This is a genomic window from Mesorhizobium sp. LjNodule214 (assembly GCF_964252735.1).
GTDB lineage: Bacteria > Pseudomonadota > Alphaproteobacteria > Rhizobiales > Rhizobiaceae > Mesorhizobium.
The window spans coordinates 1,734,905-1,754,697 of sequence record NZ_CAXUPE020000001.1 but is presented as its reverse complement, the minus strand read 5'-3'; the positions used below and the strand labels follow the sequence as shown (position 1 = coordinate 1,754,697).

Below are 19,793 nucleotides of genomic sequence, written 5' to 3'. Positions count from 1 at the left end.
ATATTTGGGATATGGAGGGGCATTCATGATGAAGCGTTCTGCAAGACTACTGGTTTCCACCGCGGCGCTGTTGCTGGCCGGATCGACGGGCTTTGCCGCCGACATCATCGACGGACCGACGGGCGATTATTGCCGTGTCGTGGGCACGTCCAATCTGGTGCTGACCGAAAACATCGTCGATCTCAAGACCCAGGTGGTCAAGCTGATGGACGAATCGGTCGCCGTCGCCAACAGCTCGGAGTGGATCCATTCGGCCCGCCCGGCCTTCGTCTGGGCATCGGAAGCCAAGGTCGCCTGCGGCAAGGCCTATGGCTACCTGAAGACGAATTATCGCGACGAAGACTATCTCAACAAATGCGAGTGCTTTCACGATCGCATGGTCGAATACATGAACTGACCGGAAAGGCCAGGACACCGGCCGGCAGTCGATGAGAGCCAAGAAAAAGCTGTCGGGGGCGATCGCGCTGGCGATCGCGGCGACCCTGTCCGGCTGCCAGTCGAAAGGCAGCGTGACCGAAGCGCTCGACCCGGCCCAGATCGCCGTGCCAAATGCGCCGGCCGGCATGGCTGCTGCCGCCCCGCCGCAGGCGACGCAGTCGCTCGGCACGGGCTCGACGAAGATCACCATGCTCTTGCCACTGTCGGCCCCGGGAACCGCGGGACAGGACGGCCGCAAGATGTTCGACGCCGCCAGGCTCGCGATGACCGACCTCGGCAACAACCTCCTCACGCTGACCGTCGAGGACACGCGCGGCGACTCGGGCTACGCCAAGGACCTGGCGGTCAAGGCGATCACGACGGGATCGAAGGTCGTCATCGGCCCGAGCGAACTGCCGGCCGCGCAGCATATCGCCAAGCTGTCGGGCTCGAACCGGCCGCCGGTGCTGGCGCTGGCCGACAATTTCGCCGGCGGCCCCGGCGTCTACGCTGTGCGGCTCACCGAAGCCGACAGCGCGGCAGCGGGTGCCGCGGCCATTGCCGCCAAGGGTGCCAAGAAATTCGTGCTGCTGGTTGCGTCGGGCGCCAATGCCGGCATTGTCGAAAAGCGGGTCGCCAACAGCCTCAGCATCTATGGCGCGTCGCTCGCCGTCACCCTGCCCTATTCGCTGACCGACGGCGGTGCCAAGGCGATTGCCGACATGGGCTCGCTGGTGGAAGCCCCGGACGCCGTCATCGTCGCCAGCGGAGACGCCGGCCCGGCGCCGCTGCTTGCCGCGCTGAAATCGAAAGGCATCCCGGGCAAGACGACGAAGCTCATCGGAACGGACCGCTGGCTGGAGCACCCGATGGATCCGCTGTTCGAAAGCGCCTACATCGCCACGCTCGACCAGGGCGAGACAGGCCCGATCGCCGACCGCTTCAAGACGACATACAACTACCAGCCCGACGTCAACGTCGCCTACGCCTATGACATGGTTGCGCTGACCGCCGGCATCGCCAGCGCCGTCGGTCCCGACGGCTTCAGCAAGCAGGTGCTGGAAAACCCGAGCGGCTTCCGCGGATCGACCGGCCTGTTCAGGTTCAGGGCGGATGGATCCAGCCAGCGCTCGATGCCGTTCTACCGGGTCGAGAAGGGCGCGCTGAAGCTGGTGGAGAAGTCGACGTCGGGGTTTTGAGGGGGCCGGGCCAGCCGAAGGAAGTTGGTTGCGTTTTGGTGCAACCGGTCGCATTCTCCGGTCGGGAGCGGGGTCTGATTTGGACTTTCTCAGGCGGCTTTTCATTGTGGCGCTTGTTGGCGCGATCAGCGCAGGTGCTGTTGCGCTCATCGAACGCCTGGTGCTTGAGCCTCCGAGGCCGACGGTCTCCGGCGAACCACCGCCTCTCCCCATCGTCAAGAAGAAGCCGGTGCGGCAATGGAAATGGCGCCTGATCTAGCCCTAGAACGACCGCGCTTCTCTGCTTCCGCAAAGCTCGCAGTGTTCTGCCTATGCTATGCCGGGCTCGCGGCCTACCTCTATCCCGACACCTATTTTGCGGCGCTGGGCACCTACAGGCTGAGACTTCTCTACCTCATGCTGCCCTTCCTGATATTGCTCGGCCTCGCCATTGCCGCCATCATCAACCGGCCGCGCTCCCCGCTCAGCTGGTTGCGGGACAAGCTGAAGTCACGAGGCATCGGAGCGGCGTGCACGCTCGGAATCTTCATCCTTTGTCTGGCTGCGTTCACAACCTTCAAGCACGAATTCTCGCAGATGGTGCCGTTCTTCGCCGATCAGATCCTGGCGAGCATCGACGCGGCCTTGCATTTCGGCGATCCTTGGCAATGGGCGCGCGCCCTGCCAATTCCGGCCTTCGCCGATCGGGCGCTCTATGTCCTTTATGCACATCTGTGGTTCGTTCTGCTTGCTGGCATCGTTGTCGTCGCAGCCTGGCTTGACGATGCAGCGAAGCGTCAGCGCTACTTCCTGTCGCTCATCGCCACGGTGATTGTGCTGGGCGTGATCGTGAGGTTGGCCGCGTCCTCGGCTGGGCCGATCTTCTACGACCGGATGTTTGGGTCTGACAGGTTCGAAGACCTCATGGCGTCGCTAAGGGCGAGCAATGCTGGCCCCGACATCCTCCTCATCGCCGACTATCTTTATTCGTCCTACACGACCCACAAAGCGTCGATCGGTACCGGTATTTCGGCCATGCCGAGTTTCCACGTTGCCATCGCTGTGCTGAACGCCCTTTTCCTCTGGAGCCTCAACCGATGGGCCGGCTTGATCGCCTGGATCTACGCAGGCCTTATCATGTTCGGCTCGATCTACTTCGGATGGCACTACGCCACCGACGGCTATCTGGCGATCGTCGCAACTGTGATGATCTGGCGATATAGCGGGCGATGGGTCTAAGCGAACAGCCAAGAATTAGTTGAGCTGCTGCAGAACTCCAGAACTGCTGGCCAGCACCCAACTCCCGTATATCTGGAAGGCGATAGCGCCAGTCGCAGCTGCCGAAATCGGCACGCCGAAAGGCACGACGCCCTTGCGGTCCATGTGCTGGACATAGAGGCGAAAAGCGCCTGCCGGCAGCAGAAACGGGTTTTTCATCACCACGGCCATGGCCACGGCGAACACCATGAGCAGCAGAGAAAACACGACGAGGCCGCTGCCGCCGACAAGGAACGGTATGACCGCCATCAGCTTGACATCGCCGGCGCCGACCTTGCGCAAGACCCAGAACGGGAAAAGCACGACAAACAGCAAGAGACCGGCAACCGCGCTCAGCCCCATGTCCCACCAGGAGCCGGACGGTAGGGCCAACAACAGCAGTGAGCCGGCGCCCAGGCAAAGCAGGAGCAGCACGTTGCTGTTGGATATCTTCTGGGTGGTGAAGTCGAGCCAGGCGATCCTGGCAAGCAGAGGGATCGCCAACGCCTTCAGCAGCAGCGATGCGGCAAACAACATCGAGGCGCTCTACCGCTCGACGTTCTGCACGCTGGAGGCGAGGAGCTTCAGATTGTTGGCCACGGTCGGATCCTTGGGCGCCAGCTCGTAGGCCTTGAGGAAGTTGGTGCGCGCGTCCTGCAGCTTGCCGCGCAGCAGATAGGAATAGCCGACATTGTTGTAATATTCGGGTGTCCCGCCAATCAGCTTGAACGCCCGGCTATAGGCCCGGTCGGCAAGGTCGAAGCGCCGGATGCGGTCGCTGCAGGCGGCAAGGCCCAGCCAGGCAACACCGTCATTGGGCGCCAGTTGCGTCGCCTTGTAGAACAGCGCGCCGGCATTGCCGTAATTTTCCGCGCGGAACTGGTTCCTGGCTTCGGCGACGGCCAGGTCGGAGGCATAGTATTCGACATCGCTGACCGTCTTCAGCCCGTCGAATGCATCGCCAAAAGCCGTCACGTCACCCTTGGAGGGTTCGTTGGTGCGAACGACACCGTCGGTGGCGTCCGTCTGGCAGCCGGCGATCGCCATGATCAATAGGCCGGCTGCGGCCGCATTTTGCCATCTCATATAGACTTCCCCTAGGGATTCCCCGACGCCACATTAGAATCAAAGTGTACGCATAACTAGAAGAAAACGCCCTTCATCCGGATGATTACAGGCAGCAGAATTACCATAAGCACAACCGGAAAAACGCAAAGTCCCAAAGGGATCATCATTTTGACCGGCAGGGAATTGGCGCGCTCCTCGGCGAGCAGGATCCGCTGGCTTCGCATCTCGTCGCTGTAAACCCGCAAAGCGTCGGTCAGGCTGGTGCCAAGTTCTTCCGACTGCCTGAAAAGCACCGCCAAAGCCCGTGCCTCTTCAAGTCCCAGGCGGTCGGCGAGTTCACGCAACGCATCCCGCAACGGCTTGCCGGCGCGCATTTGCAGATTCATGATCGCGAGTTGAATGCCCAGCCATTTGTGGGTGCCGGCCAGTTCCTGGCTGACACGCTCGACCGCCGCCTCCAGACTCATGCCGGCATCGGCGCAGGTGATCATCATGTCCATGAAGTCGGGAAAGCCGCGCCGGTAGATCTTCTTCTGTCCATTTTCAAAGCGGTCGAGCATGACGCTTGGAATCACCAGGCAGGCGAGACCGAACAGAGCGGAGACGACGAAGGGTAAGAAAGCCGGCAAATATGGCGGCAGAACCTGCGACAGAATCGCATAGCAACCCAGGAAGCCCAGACACACGACAGTGAGCCGCGACAAGGTGTAGATCACCGGCGCGCCGGCTTGATAGAAGCCGGCGCGGAAAAGCTTGGCTTCCAGCGCATTTGGTTCGCCGTGCTCCTTCTCGACAGTCCGGAAATAGGCTTGGATAGGACGTTGGGCAGCGATCTTAGCAAGCTGCTCCTGTCCCAGCAGGGACCGGCGATTGGGAATGCCTTCGGCAATCAGGCTCTGCGTCACCAGTTTTCGCGTCTGCAGCGCCGGCAGCATGATGAGCGCTCCGAAAAGGAAAAGCGCTACCGCGGTCAGAAAGACCGCAATGGAGATGAGTAGACTCAGGTCCTGCAAGTTCGCGAACAATTCTGTGCTTCGCCCCCGTTAGATATCGAAGTTGACCATGCGATACATGATGAAGTCGCCCAACAGCGCCCAACCCCCGAAAATTATAAACGCAGGCAACATCAGCGGATTGTTCCAGACTAATCCATAGTAGGAGGGCGCGGTCAGCTGAAGGATCAGGAACATCACCACAGGAAACAAGGATATGATCCAGGCCGACACTCGGCCTTCAGCCGTAAGCGCTTTGATCTTCAAGCGAAGCTTTTGCCGTTCACGCAGGACCCCCGAAAGATTGGCCAGGATTTCCGTGAGGTTGCCGCCGGTCTTGGATTGGATAGAGAGTGACACCGACAGCAAATGCAACCCTTCGAAGCCGACCCGCTCCGACAGCTTTCGCACTGCCTGCTCCAGGCTGAGACCGAAAGTGATCTCGTCGGACACGATGCCGAATTCGGTTCCTATCGGGTCAGGCATCTCACGTGAAACCAAGCTGATTGCCACCGATGCCGGGTGGCCGGCCCTGAGCGACCGCACGATCATGTCGAGAGCGTCGGGAAGTTGCCGGGCGAATTTGAGGATTCGTTTATTGCGTGCTCGCCGCAGAACCAGCAAGGGCAGCACGAAGCCGATGACGAGAAAGGCAATGAACCCGACAACCATCTGCAGGTTGAAGACCAGTGTAGCGAGAAGTCCTACAACCAGTCCCGCAAGCAGGAAGATCACCGCAAAGAGGATCGGATTCCCAGTGGTGCCTGACTGCGTATAAAGCCTGTTTAGACCTATTGCTCCAAAAAGGTAGTCGCCGGTGGAGCTCAAGCCTCGCTCGCGCAAAAGACCTTGTAAGGCCTGTTCCGCCGGCCCCTCCTCTCCAAGCCGCTTGAGCCGGCGATTGATGACACCGAGCCTTACACGCCGCGCCGAGTACGACACGTAGAGAGACTCGACTGCAAGGATCACCGAAGCGGCAGCCAGCACGTAGATGAAATAGAGCGCCGTCTGTCCGGTCAGCATTACAGCGCAGCCTGCGGATTGAAGGCATCCTTCGCAAAATGATGCCCCAGCGTCGCCGCCTCCTGGGCAAAGCGCGGGCGAACACCGGTTGCCCGGAAATCTCCGATGATCGTACCGTCGGCACCGACATCACGCCGAACAAAATGATAGATTTCCTGGAGCTGGACGACATTGCCTTCCATGCCGGTCAGTTCCGATATGGAGATGACCCGCCTGCCGCCATCGGAAAGACGCTGCGTCTGCACGATGATGTCGATGGCCGAAGCTATCTGCGCCCTAATGGACTCATGGGTCATCGGCATGCCGGCCATGCCAACCATCTGCTCAAGGCGCGAAATCGCATCACGCGGCGTGTTGGCATGGATGGTGGTCATCGAGCCTTCATGGCCGGTGTTCATTGCCTGCAGCATGTCGAAGGCTTCCTCGCCGCGAACCTCGCCGACGATGATGCGGTCGGGGCGCATGCGCAGCGCATTCTTGAGCAATTCGCGCTGGCGAACCTCGCCCTTGCCCTCGATGTTGGGCGGGCGCGTCTCGAGTCGGCCGACATGCGGCTGCTGCAACTGTAGCTCCGCCGCGTCCTCGATGGTGATAAGGCGCTCCCTGGCTGGGATGTAGCTCGACAGCGCGTTGAGCAAGGTCGTCTTGCCGCTGCCGGTGCCGCCTGACACCAGGATCGACTTGCGCGCCTGCACCGCGATCTTGAGCATGTCGACCATTGGCTGGCGGATCGAGTTGAATGCCATAAGGCGTTCGAGCGAATAGGGATTCTTGGAGAATTTGCGGATCGAGACCAGCGGGCCATCCACCGAAATCGGCCGCACCGCAATGTTGACGCGCGAACCGTCTGCCAGTCGGGCATCGACCATCGGCGCGGATTCATCGACGCGGCGGCCGATGGCCGAGACGATCTTGTTAATGATACGCAGCAGGTGCGCCTCGTCGCGGAAACGGATCGCGGTTTCCTCGATCACGCCACGGCGCTCGATGAAGACGCGGTTGTGGGTGTTGATCAGGATATCAGCGATGGAATCGTCCTTGAGCAGCGGTTCGATCGGCCCCAATCCAAGCATCTCGTCGGCGGTGTCGCTGGTCAGTTGATCGAGCTCTCGCGCATTGAGTGGCACATTTCGACCGCGGACAAATTCCCGCACGATCGGCCTGATCTCGTTCAGGATTTCGTCCTTGGAGGCACTTTCAAGGGCGGTCAGGTTGAACCGGTCGATGAGATGGCGGTGCAGCTCGACCTTCAGCGTCAGAAAATCATCGCCATACGGTTCAGCCTCTGCCACCGGAACGATTGCCGCTCCATTCGACGCCGCCACGACGGGTGTCGGCTGCAACGCCCGCGGCTCATTCGGTCCCTTGATGAAGCGGCCTAACATATCGCCCTAGTCCCCCTTGGAATCCCCAAGGCCAGAAACTAAGCGTTAACCACGCAGGGCACAAGCGCCGCGGGTGGCCGAGAAGGTCGAATACTTACAACATAGTTAAGACAAGACCCCGAAAAAATCGTTTTATTTTGAGACTGTGCATCCGGGAGCACACCTCAACTCGAGCCTCACGAAACGTTTCGCTCTGCAACGTGTGAATGTGCCGCCCGCGAACCCCGGTAAACCCTTACATATAAAGGACTATGCATACACCCTAATATGATGGGGCTTTCGCCATGGGTGAGACACAATTGTGAACGAATGGTTAAGAACGCTTGAAAAATTAAGCGAATCAATCCCTTGTCGAAATCGAACTTGCTTCCGATCAGGTATTCGAAAGTTAAGGAACTGTTAATCCCGTTTGACTTCGCTTTTTGTCGGGACTTAGATCAAGTCGACGGGGGATGCTGGGTATGGGGTTCATCCTTGGCTCGTCTCGTCGGGTTCAAACCTCCAAAGGGAGAAATTGGCATGAAGAAGCTCATGACGATGGCCCGGCAGTTCCGCGACGACGAAAACGGCGCTGCTATGGTCGAATATTCCATCCTGATCGGCATCATCGCCGCTGCATCTATTCTGATCATCGTCGGCATCGGGTTGTGGGTGACGGGACGATTCACCGGCCTTTGCAATGCCATGAATGGCGCCGGCGTTCCCGGCAGCTGCGGCCTCACCGGCACTGGTAGCTAACCACAGAAGTATCCAGGGTCCGGGCAGCAATGCCCGGGCCCTATTTCGCCCAGGGCGGGCGATTCACTAGATTTGGGGCTTGGGGTCTATGCGCGCCAATACAATCATCATGATCGTCCTCGCCGGCGTGTTCGGCGTACTGGCGGTGGTACTTGCCAATATCTGGCTAGCAAATCAGCGCAGTGCGCTGGCGAAGTCCGACGGAGTCAAGCACGACACTGTCGTTGTGGCGAGCGTACCGCTCAAATTCGGTGACACACTGACCGCAGACAAGTTGCGAGAAATCGCATGGCCGGTGGGTGCAGTTCCGGTCGGCGCATTCAAGACAACCAAAGATCTTCTTTCCGGCGAAGGCACGAAACAGGCATTGCAGGCTATCGGGGCCAACGAACCTGTTCTCGCCACCAAGATCACCGGCCCCGGCCAGCGCGCCACGCTATCGGCAGTGCTGAGCGAGGGCATGAAAGCCGTTTCGATCAGGGTCAACGACGTGCTTGGCGTTGCCGGCTTCGTCTTCCCCGGTGATCGTGTCGATGTTCTGTTGACACGGACTGTTCGCAGCGACGGAGGGGCGGACAAGAGTTTCGTCGACGTGCTGCTGCAGAGCGTCAAGGTGCTTGCCGTCGACCAGGTGGCCGACGAGAGCAAGGACAGCCCGACCGTGGTCAAGGCCGTGACGGTCGAAGTCAGCACCAAGGATGCACAGAAGCTGACATTGGCAGCCGGCGCAGGCCAGTTGTCGCTCGCGCTTCGCCAGGCTGCGGCCAGCAACGGCGAAACCACAGAACGCGTCACACTCGCGGACTTGACCGGCGATACGCCCGAGGATGTCGCCAAACGGCAGGCGGAACTTGACAGGCAGGCCGCTATGGAAGCCGAGGCGGCAGCCGAGCGAAAGCGCGCCGACGACAAGCTGGCCGGACTGGCCCAGGCAGTCGATCGGGTAGGAAGCAGGCTCGACGATCTCAGCAAGATCAAGCCGGCCCCGGCTGTGGCATCTGCGCCGCAAGTGAAGGAAATCGTCAAGGAAGTGGTCAAATATGTACAGCCGGAACCGCCGGCTCGAGCGACAGTCGGTGTCTTTCGAGGTATAAAGCTCGAAACATACGATGTGCCGCGACAGAAATAATACCGGCATATTAGGATAGGAATCCGAATCAGCCGGTAGGGGGTAGCGTAGATGCGTGCGTTCTGGGGACCACTGGCGACGACCGCTTTGGCTTGTTTTGCAATGCTACTCAGCTTTGCGACACATGCCGCGGACCGCAACATCGACGTGTCCAACCCCAGCGTCCACCGTGTCTTCATACCCACGTCGCAATCGGTGACGATCCAGGTGAACGCGACGCTCGGCGACATTGTCGTCGGCGACGAGAAGATCGCCGACGCCCAGCCGATGACCGACAGGACGCTCTATGTCATCGGCAAGAATGCCGGCACCACAACCGTCAACCTGTTTTCCGAAGACAAGCGTTCGCTTGGCGTCATCCAGGTCGAGGTCGGGGTCGACGTCAGCGACATGGCGCAGGCGATCCGTCAGGTGGCGCCCAAGTCGCGCATCGAAATCGGTTCGATCAACGGCAAGGTGAGGCTTGGTGGCCACGTCAAGGACGCTGCGACGCTGGCCTCGATCATGGAGGTGGCCCAGCAATATGGGCCCGACGCCATCATCAACTCCGTCATCGTCGACGACAGCCAGCAGGTCAACCTGGAAGTCCGCATCCTCGAAGCCAAGCGCAATGCCGGCCGCGATCTCGGCGTATCGTTCGTGGGCCGCAGCAATGCAACCAAGTTTGCAACCGGCATTGGCGCGGTTGACAAGGACAAGGTGGTGCTCGGAGCCGGAGATCTGGCCAGTGGCCTGCTGTCGAACACCAACCCGTTCGCGGCGCTGATCACCCAAATCATCGACAGCAACATCAAGGTTGACCTGATCATCGAGGCGCTCGAAGACAAGGGCGTGGTGCGCACCCTTGCCGAACCCAATCTCACGACGCTTTCCGGCGAGCCCGCCAGCTTCAACGCGGGCGGCGAAGTGCCGGTTCGCACCCTCACCCAGGATAATGGGGTCACCATCACGTACAAGCAGTTTGGCGTCAATCTGCTGTTCACGCCGATCGTGCTCGCCGACGACAAGATCCATATCATTATGGCGCCGGAAGTGAGCGACCTGACCGGCTTCACCAGCGCCGGCGATCCGATCTTCACCAACCGCAAATTGTCGACCGTCGTCGAACTGCGCGACGGCCAGAGCTTCGCGGTCGGCGGGCTTTTGTCGAGCAAGAACACCAAGCTCCAGCGACAGGTGCCCTGGCTTGGCCAGGTGCCGGTTGTCGGCGCGCTGTTCCGCAATTCGAGCAATCAGAAAGAAGAGACCGAGCTGGTCGTCATCGTCACCCCGCATCTTGTGCGGCCGGTAAAACCAGGCCAACAGCTGGCGACGCAGTTCGACAAGACGCGGCCGGCCAACGACCCGGAATTCTTCATCCTCGGGCAGCTGGAAGTGACCAAGGATATGGTTCGCAAATATGAACTCGGCGAAGGCGTGACCGGCCCCTATGGCCACATGCTGGACCTCAAATCGAAGGACAAGATGCTCTATGTCAAGAAATAGCGTCCTGATCCTCCTCTTGAGCGCCGGCGCGCTGACGGGCTGCGCCGCCGACTATCTGAACAATTACGACACGGTGACGCTGGCAGCCGGTGATGCGCAGAAATTCAACTCGCTGCTGCAGACGGTCGACCCGCTCAATCCGAATTCGAAGAACACCACCATCGAGGGCGACGGTGCGCGCGCCGCCGGTGTCGCGCAAAGGTACAAGATTCCGCCACCGCCACCACCGGCGCCGAACATCACGGTCAATGTCGGCAACACGAATTGAACAGAAGGATGCGGTTTTATACGCGCCAGGCGAACGAGGGGTTCTGGCGCCAGGGGAGCTAAGAGTAAGGTCATGTTGGGGACCATTCGTGCGTTCTGGAACGATCAACGCGGCATAGCGCTGATCCTCGTCAGCGTCATGCTGCCGGCGATCATCGGCTTCTCGCTGTTGGCGATCGACGCGAGCCGGATGAACAATCTGCACAACGACTTGCAGAAAGGCACCGACGCACTGGCTCTTGCCGCCGCGGCCGAACTGAACGGCCGGTCCGACGCCTGGACACGCGCCGAGAACGCTCTGACCAATCTCGTTTCCAACAGCACCAGGTTCTCGGATGGAGGCACCGTACCGCTGACCACCGGCACCGGAGCCACCACTGTGGACTCGACCTATTCGGCGTGCCGGTCGAAAGGGCAGATTTCATGGTGCTTCCTCGCCTCCATTCCAGCAAACGACTCCGACCCGATTACGTCAGCCAACTATGCCGCATCGGCAATCGTGACCCGGTTCATTCAGGTAACAGCACATCCGGAGACCTTGACGCCGTTTTTCCCCGTTTCGATTGCCTCCTCGGGAAATGCTGCCGACGCCAGCTACAATCTCAGCACCGTCTCGGTGGCCGGTTTCACCTCCGGCGTCTGCGACTACACCCCCGTTTTCATCTGCAATCCTTATGAAAACGATCCTGATGGACATACCCTCGAAGAGGCTGTCTCCAACCCTGAACTACACCGGAGACTTATAGAACTGCGCAAGGTCGGGAACGGGGCTGCAGCCGGTCCTGGCAATTTTGGCTTTCTCGAGCCGCCGGAGGGTGTCGGCAACGGTGCGCAGGCGCTTGCGCAGACCATTGCCACATCCAGGCCCATCGGTTGCTATTCCGCGGAAGGGGTCACCACCAAGACAGGTCAGAATGCCGGTCCGGTCCAGGATGCGTTCAACGTCCGTTTTGGGATTAGCGCCGGTGGCCATTTCAACAGCCCAGAATATGGCCCTGCCGCCAACGTCCGCAAGGGTGCGTCGTCCGGGAACGGAAATGGCAATCAATGCCCTCAGTATAACCAGTTGACGTTCAATGAAACGGGCAACATGGGCCTGCCCAGGGATGCCACCACGCCCTACATGGGCGGACGGATGGGTGACGGAGATTGGAACCTGTCCGGCTACTGGAGCACCAATTTCGGTTCCACCAGCTACCCGTCTTCCTGGAATACGACAAAGCCGACCCGATACCAGGTCTACAGGCACGAGATAGCGAACGGACTTGTCGGAACGGCTTCGACGGGCGGCGAGGTCGGAACGCCGCCGAATTCCTGCCAGCCACCGGTTACCACGGTCGATCGACGCCTGATCTATGGTGCGATCCTGAATTGCAGCGAGCTCTCAGAGGATAATGACCTGTCTGGCCACAGCACCGATCTGCCGGTCGAAGCGTTCGGCAGTTTCTTCCTCACCGAGCCGGTATCTTCGCCTTCTGACGATGCCTCGGTCATGGTCGAGCTGGTCGACGTTACTGGCCGCGGCGGACAAGGAACGCTCGACAACTTCCTGCGCGACGAAGCGCAGCTTTACCGGTGATGACGACAATGGTTCGGCTGATAGCTCGCCATCTCCGGAGATTTAGGCGCGACCAGCGCGGCACGGTGCTTATTGAAATGGCGATAGTTGCACCGCTGATGCTGCTTTTGTCGGCTGGCGTGTTCGAGTTCGGCAATCTCATCCATGACAAGCTGTTGATGGAAGCCGGCCTTGACGATGCAGCGCGTTTCGCCGCGCGTTGCAACAGCCAAATCTACACTCAAGCCAATCTGACAATTGACTGTGCCGCCGTTGCAGAAAACATTGCCGAGCGCGGCAATATTTCTAACACGGGCACTGAGCGCGTCCCTGGTTTAAGCGTGACCATCAACACTTCTACTTGCTACAACACGGTCGACGTCAACGGGGTCGTTCTCTACCTCTCGACGACATCTCAAGTCTGCGTTGTGACGGCTTCCGGCACTTATGCGTATAGCGGCATCGGCATGCTCTCTCTGCTCGGCATCGGCCCGATCACGCTCACCGCCAGCCATCAGGAGCGGTTCATCCGATATTGATGATGATGAAGCGGTTCGTGACATCGGAAGACGGAGCGACGATGGTCGAAATGGCCATCGCGATGACGCTGCTGCTTACCTTGACCCTCGGCTTCGTCGATTTCGGCTATGCCTTATATCAGTGGAATGCCGCGACCAAGGCCGTGCAGATCGGCGCCCGGCTTGCATCCATTTCCAATCCGGTTGCAACCGCGCTTGCGACAGCCGCACCGACCACGACGCCGGGCGCTCCGGTGGTTGCCGGCGCCTATGGGCCGTTCGCCTGCAGCTATGCCGGCGCCACTGGCTCCTGCACCAACAGCGGCGCATTCGACGCCACTAATTTCAGTCGCATCTTTCGCGGGGACACAGCAGTCACCAACGACGATGCCTGCCCGCCTCTCTCGGCAAACCAGCGACCCGGCATGTGTCACTTCTTCCCTGGCTTGCTGCGCAGCAACGTCGTCGTGACCTACTCCGCTACCGGCCTCGGCTATCAGACCCGCCTGGGCGGCCCAGTGCCGACCATCACTGTCAATCTTCAGAACATAACCTTCCAGTTCTTCTTTCTGGGCGGGCTCGGATACGGAAACCTCACAATGCCCTCCATGCTGAGTACGGTCACGGGCGAAGATTTGAAGAGTACCGCGTCATGAATGCCATCAACACCAAGGTCCTTCCGACAAAACGCAAGCAGGTCGCCCTGTTCTCGTCCGATCCGAACTTCAAGCGCGATGTCGCCACCCGGCTCGAGGCGCTGGCGATCTACGATGTCAGGATTTCCGATACGGGCGACTTCCTCAAGGGGCCGCCCGCCGACACGCGCCCCGGCATCGTCATCCTCGACTTTGGCCATGGCGAGCTGCTCGGCCAGCCGGGCATCGTCGAGGCGCGCGCCAAATGGGCATCGGTGCCGCTGATCGCGGTCTCCGACGAACTGACGTCGGAGCAGACGCGGGCGCTGGTGCGCATGAACGCTTCGGACTGGCTGCACAAGCCGCTCGACGCCAAGGAATTGCTCAACGCCGTCACCTTCCACGACACCGGCAACCAGGGCACCAAGAGCCGCATCATCACCTTCATCGGCGCCAGCGGCGGCGCCGGCGCGACGACGCTGGCCCTGTCGGCGGCGGAATTCCTGGCGTCGAAATCATCCGAGCGCGCGGCTTCGACCTGCCTGGTCGATCTCGACTTCCAGAGCGCCAATTGCGGCGCCTATCTCAACCAGTTCAACCAGTTCGACCTGGCCGGGATCATCGGCATGCCGGAAAGGCTCGACGTCGAGCTGATGGACGTCATCAAGCTGTCGCGCCCGTCCGGCCTGACGCTCTATTCCTTCGAGCGGCCGCAGCTGCCGTTCGAGCCGCAGGGCGCCGATTTCGTGTTCAGGCTGCTCGACCTCGTCGCCTACCGGTTCGACGACATCGTCATCGACCTGCCGAACATCGAGACGCCCTGGCAGAATTCGGTGCTGTCGACGAGCGACGAGATCTTCATCGTCTTCGAGCTCAACGTCGCCTCGCTGCGCCAGGGCAAGCGGCTCTACAAGAAGATCCGGGAATTGCGCGGCAATAAGGTGAGCATCACGCTGGTCGCCAACAAGCACAAGCGCAAATGGTTCGGGAACCACTTCTCGCGCAGCGAACTGGAAAAGATCTTCAAGGCGCCGCACATCAAATCGGTCGCGCTCGACAACGCGCTTCTGACCGATGCGCTCAATCGTGCTATCCTGCCTTTGGAGGTGGACAGGCGGGCGCGCTTCAACAAGGATCTGAAGCTGATGTTCAAGGAACGGCTGGACGATGCCGCTCGCTAGCCACCGCTTCGCGCAAGGGTTCACCGGCGCCTGCATGATGGGCCTGGCACTGGCGTCGACCTGCGGTCTCGCCGAGGCCCGGTCGGCACTTCTGGACCGCCCGCCGCTGCCGGCCATGGGGCCCAGCCTGCGCAAGACGGTCGCCTTCGCAACCAGCGAACAGGCCGGCACGATCATCATCCGCAAGGACGAGAAGGCGCTCTACCTGGTGACCAGCCAGGGGCAGGCATTGCGCTATCAGATCAGCGTCGGCCGCGACGGCTTCGGCTGGACCGGGACCGTCAAGGTCGGCGCGAAGACGGAATGGCCGGAATGGCGGCCGCCCAAGGAAATGCGCGCCCGCCAGCCGGAGCTGCCGGCCATGGTGCCAGCCGGTCCCTACAACCCGCTCGGCGCACGCGCGCTTTACCTCTCCCGGGACGGGCGCGACACGCTCTACCGCATCCATGGCACCAACGATCCCAAGGGGGTCGGCTTCGACGGAACATCGGGCTGTTTTCGCCTTACCAACACCGATGTGATCGATCTCTTCAAGCGCGTCGCGGTGGGCGCAAAGGTGGTGGTGGAATGACTATGATCAGTGATCCGGACATGCCGGCGATCGAACTCGGCACGCAGGAAGTCGCCGCCGGCAAGCCAAGCCGCAAAGGCACCATAGGCGTCGTCGTCGCGGGCGCTGCTTTGGTCACCCTGGTGAACCTGACGGCCGCCGTCTACCTCTACCGCGGCATGAACGATTTGCGCGTCGTCGAAACCCGGCTGGAGCAGCTCGGGCAGTTCGAGCAGCGCATCGGCGCCCGCCTCGATACGATCAACAACGGCTTCCAGAGCCGGTTCGAAAAACTGGACAGCGACCTGCAGGCGAATTTCAACGAGATCGACCGCGGCATTGCCCGGCTCGAGCAGAACCCGCCGCTTGCCGCCAGCGACGAAGGCATGAGCGCCGCCGAGCCGACGGTGGTCACCACAAGCACCGCGGAGGAAGCCCCTGCCGTTGCCGAAAACATGGCGGAGCCGGACGCGATCGAGATGCCGCGCCCGCCGAGAAAGCGGGCCCCGGCCGCCGCGCCGCCGCCAAATCCGGCCTACCAGCGCATCCAGCAGGCGGACGGCAAGGTCTATTATCGGAAGATCAACTGAGGTCGGAGGTCACCCGGCCTGGTGGCGCAGAGTGCTATCCGTTTGTTTCGACGCAATTCCGGACGGAAAACCGTTTCACGCTTTTCCTGGAATTGCTCTAAAGATCCCGCTGCAGGGCCATGATGCGGATTGCGCGCGCTTCGGTGCGCTGCCTGGCCTCGCTGAGGAAGGCGACATGGCAATAGGCGCATGCGGCAGCGCCGAGGGCCAGTACCAGGCTGTTTTTCAAGGTGAAGTCGACCATCAGCGAGAATTGCATGCCTCTCGGCGCGGTGAATGAGGCAATCGTGCTCGCCGTTTCCGAATGACTGCCGACGGCAATCATCATCCCGGCGAAAAGCAGGGCGACATGGTTGGCCAGGAAGAAGGCGGCCGATCCCCTCGCCCGGCAGGCCATCCAGCAAAGAATGGACGCACTGGCCAGCATGGCGGCGTCAAGCGCGAACGAGCCACCCAGATAAAGGCCGACCTGCTGCCAGAACATCGTTGCCAATGGGCGCAGTTCAAGCCAGATCCGCCACATTGCGGGGCTGGACGGATAGGCTCCGAGCAGGAACGTCGCCGTTCGCTCCGCCGCCAGAATGAGCAGCATGAGGGCTGGGAAGGCAAAGAGCAGTACCGGTTTGCGCTTCATGTCATCCTCGACGATCCGAGGCGCAGATTAGGCGGCAGAGATTTCACAAGGCTTAACGGCGGCAGGCCCACAAAGCCTGTGATATGCTTGCACCGACGGCGAGGATCGCCGGCGCGGACGGGTTCAGCGAACGATCGATGCCGTTTTCCCAGGCGATATCGGCTTTGGCGGCAAGCCAGGCGAGCAGGCCGATGAGCGGCGCGGGTCTGGCGCAGAGGCCCGGGCCGGCGATCGCGTTCGGGGCCGTCGGGCTGCTGGCTGGGGTCTTGCTGATCATTTGGGCGGGCGCCCTGCTCGCGGTCGACCGGCCCAATCTTGCGCCGGCACAGGCTGTCGACGGCGGGCCACCGAGCCCAGACGTTGCGCGCGCTCCCGAGGCGGGACCGCAACAGCCGGCACGCAAGATCGCCCAGGACCTCATTGCACCGCCGCCGCTCGAAGTATCGGCAATCGAGCGGATCGAGCCCCGCCTCCCACTTGGCGAGCTTGGTCTGGCCTCATGGCCGGAAACGCCGATGCCGGACGACTGGCGGGAGACCCTGCTCTACCGTCCGATCGCCACTTCGTCGGCGATTGTCGAGGCCATGGGCAGGACGGTGGCCATCAGCGGCACGCTGGGCGTCGATCCGGACCAAAGCTGTTCGTTTGGCGAGGCGGCATGGCCTTGCGGTCAGCGTGCCCGCGCGGCCTTCAATGCCTGGCTGCGCGGGCGGGCGCTGAAGTGCTTCGTGCCGCCGGAGACCGAACGTTTCGCCATCGCCGCGCCCTGCAAGCTCGGCAAGCAGGATGTCGGCGCCTGGCTGGTGGCCAATGGCTGGGCGATGGCGGCGCCCGGCGGTATCTACGGCAAGGCGGAGGCTAGAGCCAGGACTGCCGGCATGGGCATATTCGGACCGCCGCAATAGTCGGCCGGCCGCGAAGCCCCGGATATTTCTTTTGTTAACCGTTGCGGCGCAGTTTTCCCCCTGGAGCAAGCGCGGATTGATGTTTTGGCTCGGGCAGGGGCGTCATTTGGCCCATTCATCAAATTGTACGGTTCCTCGAAACTGAAATTGCAACACACAGGCCTTATGCCAGCGCATTCGACAGGAGATTGGCCGGTGACAAAAACAATGACGACCAGCGCTGCCCATGCGTGGAAAGAAGTCGCGTGGTTGACCCTTCTGGGAACCGCCGGCTGTCTCGGCCTTTCGCTGGGCCTCAACTATCTGCTTCTGTTCAGCGAAGGGCTGACGCCGTTCGCACGCAGCATGATCACGGCAGCGCTTCTGCCCCTGGCGATCGGCCTGCCGCTTTTCATGGTGATCGGCTGGAAGCAGATCGAGCTTCGCCGCTACCGGCAGGAGCTCAACCGTTCCGCGACCTATGACAGGCTGACCGGCTGCCTGAACGGGCCGGTTTTCACGTCGCTGGTCGAAAGACGGGCATCGAGGCCAGCGCAGAGCGGCCCGCGCTCCGGCGCCTTCCTGGTGATCCACCCGGAGCATCTCAGGTCGCTCAATCTGCGTTTTGGTCTGGAATGGGGCGACGAGGCCCTGCGGCTCATCGCCTCGACCATACAATCGTCGGTGCGCAAGGAAGATCTCGTCGGCCGCATCGGCACGTCGATGTTCGGCGTCTTTCTGCCCGGCGCGACCGAACAGGATGCGAAGGACATCGGCGAGCGCATCCGAGCCCGCGTCGCGCAGGTCTATTTCGCGCCGAAGGGCGCGGAAGCCGTGCTGGCCATCAGCGTCGGCGGCGTCGTGTTCGAGCACGAACTCGCCTTCGAGGACATGTTCCGGTCGGCGGAGGAGCGTTTGTCGCAATCCCGGGACGGACTGGAATTGTCGCACATAGGCGTCGACCGCAGCTGAAGCGACGGATCTGGTCGAGTCATGGTTGAGAGAACTGGTGCTGCGAGAGAGGATTGAACTCTAGTCTCATTCAATAATTTCAATGGCTTACGTGACGTTTTGTAACATTGTGACGGTCATAACAATGAACCGATAGACCTTCGTATTCACTCAGCCTTTTCGGCGCTGGGAATGCCCCGCCTGGTCGGTTTGTCCTGCAGCTGCCAGGGACGGAACCAGATAGACCCTGCCGCGTCATAGAAGCAGGTTCTCGTGGAGTCACATCGATGATTAGGTTCGTTCTGTGCGTCGCCGCGGCGCTCGCGCTGGCATGCAGCGGGACAGAGGCAGCAAAGCTGGACTCTACAGCCGTCAATCAGGCCCAATTCAGCGCCGGCGAACCGAAAGGCGTCAGCCCGGCCATACTGAAGGCGCAGATTGTTCTGGATCGCGCCCGCTTCTCGCCGGGCCTGATCGACGGCCGCGTTTCAGAGAACTTCACCAAGGCGGTCCGGGCTTTTCAGGCGGCGAACGGATTCCCATCCGATGGCAAGCTCACGCGGGAGACCTGGGACAAGCTGATGGCAACCTCCGCCAGCCCAGTTCTTGTAGCCTATGAGCTGACGCGCAAAGATGTGCGCGGACCTTTCACCAGACGTATTCCGGCTCGCTTGGAGAGGATGGCCCGCCTGCCGAGGCTCGGCTATCACAACGCGACGGAGAAGCTGGCGGAACGCTTCCATGTCAGCGAACAAATGCTCGGACGGCTCAATCCGGGCATCCGCTTCAGGAAGGTCGGCACGAGGTTGCTGGTGCCGGATGTTGGTCGGGGCGATCCTCCCGCCGCCACTGCCGGCGTCGAGGTCGACAAAGGCGCCCGCCTGGTGCGCGTTCTCGATCCTTCCGGCAAAGCGCTTGCAGTCTACCCCGCCTCGATCGGCAGCGACGAGAAGCCGGCGCCGAGCGGCCAGGCAGAGATCAAACGCGTGGTGCACAACCCGACCTATCATTACGATCCCGACTTCGCTTTCAAGGGAGTGAACACCAAGCGGCCCTTCACCATTGCCGCCGGGCCGAACAATCCCGTGGGATCGATCTGGATCGACCTTTCAATCGAAAGCTACGGAATTCACGGCACGCCCGAACCTGGCAAGATCGGCACGACCTTCTCGCATGGCTGCATCCGGCTGACCAACTGGGATGCAGAAGACCTCGCCTTTATGGTGGAGAAGGGGACAAAAGTTACCTTCAAGGGTGAAACGGCGGAGGCTGGAGATAAGCAACCTCAGTAGCGCAATACGCGGAACGCCGGCGCTCGCGTGTTTGCAGCGCGCATTCCAGCGGCCAATAAGG

General features: G+C 61.1%; 23 protein-coding genes. 16 read left to right on the top strand and 7 right to left on the bottom strand.

Annotated elements, in window-relative coordinates; translation table 11 throughout:
* Positions 1–28 precede the first annotated feature (28 nt).
* From ACSQ3Z_RS08440 to ACSQ3Z_RS08430, 3 genes are all read left to right on the top strand, one after another.
* On the top strand, positions 29–397 hold the full coding sequence (locus tag ACSQ3Z_RS08440) for a hypothetical protein (RefSeq protein ID WP_436171871.1): 369 nt from the start codon (positions 29–31) through the stop codon (positions 395–397).
* A gap of 31 nt (positions 398–428) precedes the next feature.
* On the top strand, positions 429–1,616 hold the full coding sequence (locus tag ACSQ3Z_RS08435; protein ID WP_436170839.1) for an ABC transporter substrate-binding protein: 1,188 nt from the start codon (positions 429–431) through the stop codon (positions 1,614–1,616).
* Between the two features lie 243 nt (positions 1,617–1,859).
* Positions 1,860–2,834 carry a phosphatase PAP2 family protein gene (locus ACSQ3Z_RS08430; RefSeq protein ID WP_436170838.1) on the top strand — a complete coding sequence of 325 codons (975 nt, stop codon included), beginning with the start codon at positions 1,860–1,862 and terminating at the stop codon, positions 2,832–2,834.
* A gap of 15 nt (positions 2,835–2,849) precedes the next feature.
* Here ACSQ3Z_RS08430 and ACSQ3Z_RS08425 read toward each other — a convergent pair whose 3' ends face one another.
* From ACSQ3Z_RS08425 to ACSQ3Z_RS08405, 5 genes are read right to left on the bottom strand one after another with little or no spacing between them, the layout of a single operon-like run.
* Complete coding sequence (locus ACSQ3Z_RS08425; RefSeq protein WP_436170837.1) at positions 2,850–3,389, bottom strand: prepilin peptidase; 540 nt, start codon at positions 3,387–3,389, stop codon at positions 2,850–2,852.
* Positions 3,390–3,398: 9 nt separating this feature from the next.
* Positions 3,399–3,938, bottom strand: a complete 540-nt coding sequence (locus ACSQ3Z_RS08420) for a tetratricopeptide repeat protein (protein WP_436170836.1) — start codon at positions 3,936–3,938, stop codon at positions 3,399–3,401.
* 56 nt (positions 3,939–3,994) lie between these two features.
* Positions 3,995–4,945: a type II secretion system F family protein gene (locus ACSQ3Z_RS08415; protein ID WP_436170835.1), complete on the bottom strand. Its 951-nt coding sequence runs from the start codon at positions 4,943–4,945 to the stop codon at positions 3,995–3,997.
* 18 nt (positions 4,946–4,963) lie between these two features.
* On the bottom strand, positions 4,964–5,935 hold the full coding sequence (locus tag ACSQ3Z_RS08410) for a type II secretion system F family protein (protein WP_436170834.1): 972 nt from the start codon (positions 5,933–5,935) through the stop codon (positions 4,964–4,966).
* Positions 5,935–7,320, bottom strand: coding sequence for a CpaF family protein (locus ACSQ3Z_RS08405; RefSeq protein ID WP_436170833.1), 1,386 nt, complete (start codon positions 7,318–7,320; stop codon positions 5,935–5,937). The genes ACSQ3Z_RS08410 and ACSQ3Z_RS08405 overlap by 1 nt, the downstream gene beginning before the upstream one ends.
* Positions 7,321–7,794: 474 nt before the next feature.
* Between ACSQ3Z_RS08405 and ACSQ3Z_RS08400 the strand changes: the two genes are divergently transcribed.
* The 10 genes from ACSQ3Z_RS08400 (at position 7,795) to ACSQ3Z_RS08355 (ending at position 15,971) form a co-directional block, all read left to right on the top strand.
* Positions 7,795–8,058 (top strand): Flp family type IVb pilin, encoded by a 264-nt coding sequence (locus ACSQ3Z_RS08400; protein ID WP_436170832.1) that lies wholly within the window; start codon positions 7,795–7,797, stop codon positions 8,056–8,058.
* A gap of 88 nt (positions 8,059–8,146) precedes the next feature.
* Positions 8,147–9,187, top strand: coding sequence for a Flp pilus assembly protein CpaB (gene cpaB, locus ACSQ3Z_RS08395; protein WP_436170831.1), 1,041 nt, complete (start codon positions 8,147–8,149; stop codon positions 9,185–9,187).
* 102 nt (positions 9,188–9,289) lie between these two features.
* Entirely contained in the window at positions 9,290–10,672 is a 1,383-nt protein-coding gene (locus ACSQ3Z_RS08390; RefSeq protein WP_436170830.1) for a type II and III secretion system protein family protein, read from the top strand.
* The gene (locus ACSQ3Z_RS08385; protein ID WP_436170829.1) at positions 10,659–10,940 is read left to right on the top strand and encodes a hypothetical protein; all 282 of its coding nucleotides are present in this window, start codon (positions 10,659–10,661) and stop codon (positions 10,938–10,940) included. Before ACSQ3Z_RS08390 ends, ACSQ3Z_RS08385 begins: the two co-directional genes overlap by 14 nt.
* A 72-nt stretch (positions 10,941–11,012) precedes the next feature.
* Positions 11,013–12,518: a TadE/TadG family type IV pilus assembly protein gene (locus ACSQ3Z_RS08380; protein WP_436170828.1), complete on the top strand. Its 1,506-nt coding sequence runs from the start codon at positions 11,013–11,015 to the stop codon at positions 12,516–12,518.
* Complete coding sequence (locus ACSQ3Z_RS08375; RefSeq protein WP_436170827.1) at positions 12,518–13,036, top strand: TadE/TadG family type IV pilus assembly protein; 519 nt, start codon at positions 12,518–12,520, stop codon at positions 13,034–13,036. The genes ACSQ3Z_RS08380 and ACSQ3Z_RS08375 overlap by 1 nt, the downstream gene beginning before the upstream one ends.
* On the top strand, positions 13,036–13,671 hold the full coding sequence (locus ACSQ3Z_RS08370; protein WP_436171870.1) for a TadE/TadG family type IV pilus assembly protein: 636 nt from the start codon (positions 13,036–13,038) through the stop codon (positions 13,669–13,671). The genes ACSQ3Z_RS08375 and ACSQ3Z_RS08370 overlap by 1 nt, the downstream gene beginning before the upstream one ends.
* Complete coding sequence (locus ACSQ3Z_RS08365) at positions 13,668–14,831, top strand: AAA family ATPase (protein ID WP_436170826.1); 1,164 nt, start codon at positions 13,668–13,670, stop codon at positions 14,829–14,831. Before ACSQ3Z_RS08370 ends, ACSQ3Z_RS08365 begins: the two co-directional genes overlap by 4 nt.
* Positions 14,818–15,402, top strand: a complete 585-nt coding sequence (locus ACSQ3Z_RS08360; RefSeq protein WP_436170825.1) for a L,D-transpeptidase — start codon at positions 14,818–14,820, stop codon at positions 15,400–15,402. Before ACSQ3Z_RS08365 ends, ACSQ3Z_RS08360 begins: the two co-directional genes overlap by 14 nt.
* Positions 15,399–15,971: a hypothetical protein gene (locus ACSQ3Z_RS08355; protein ID WP_436170824.1), complete on the top strand. Its 573-nt coding sequence runs from the start codon at positions 15,399–15,401 to the stop codon at positions 15,969–15,971. Before ACSQ3Z_RS08360 ends, ACSQ3Z_RS08355 begins: the two co-directional genes overlap by 4 nt.
* Before the next feature lie 97 nt (positions 15,972–16,068).
* On the opposite strand, the gene ACSQ3Z_RS08350 is transcribed toward ACSQ3Z_RS08355, so the two are convergent.
* Together ACSQ3Z_RS08350 and ACSQ3Z_RS08345 are read right to left on the bottom strand one after the other, a co-directional pair.
* Positions 16,069–16,605 (bottom strand): hypothetical protein, encoded by a 537-nt coding sequence (locus tag ACSQ3Z_RS08350; protein ID WP_436170823.1) that lies wholly within the window; start codon positions 16,603–16,605, stop codon positions 16,069–16,071.
* A gap of 52 nt (positions 16,606–16,657) precedes the next feature.
* Positions 16,658–16,882 carry a hypothetical protein gene (locus ACSQ3Z_RS08345; RefSeq protein ID WP_436170822.1) on the bottom strand — a complete coding sequence of 75 codons (225 nt, stop codon included), beginning with the start codon at positions 16,880–16,882 and terminating at the stop codon, positions 16,658–16,660.
* Here ACSQ3Z_RS08345 and ACSQ3Z_RS08340 point away from each other — a divergent pair.
* From ACSQ3Z_RS08340 to ACSQ3Z_RS08330, 3 genes are all read left to right on the top strand, one after another.
* The gene (locus ACSQ3Z_RS08340; protein ID WP_436170821.1) at positions 16,872–17,510 is read left to right on the top strand and encodes a thermonuclease family protein; all 639 of its coding nucleotides are present in this window, start codon (positions 16,872–16,874) and stop codon (positions 17,508–17,510) included. The genes ACSQ3Z_RS08345 and ACSQ3Z_RS08340 overlap by 11 nt on opposite strands.
* Positions 17,511–17,705: 195 nt before the next feature.
* On the top strand, positions 17,706–18,461 hold the full coding sequence (locus ACSQ3Z_RS08335; RefSeq protein ID WP_436170820.1) for a GGDEF domain-containing protein: 756 nt from the start codon (positions 17,706–17,708) through the stop codon (positions 18,459–18,461).
* Between the two features lie 266 nt (positions 18,462–18,727).
* Positions 18,728–19,732, top strand: coding sequence for a L,D-transpeptidase family protein (locus ACSQ3Z_RS08330; protein WP_436170819.1), 1,005 nt, complete (start codon positions 18,728–18,730; stop codon positions 19,730–19,732).
* Positions 19,733–19,793: the final 61 nt, after the last annotated feature.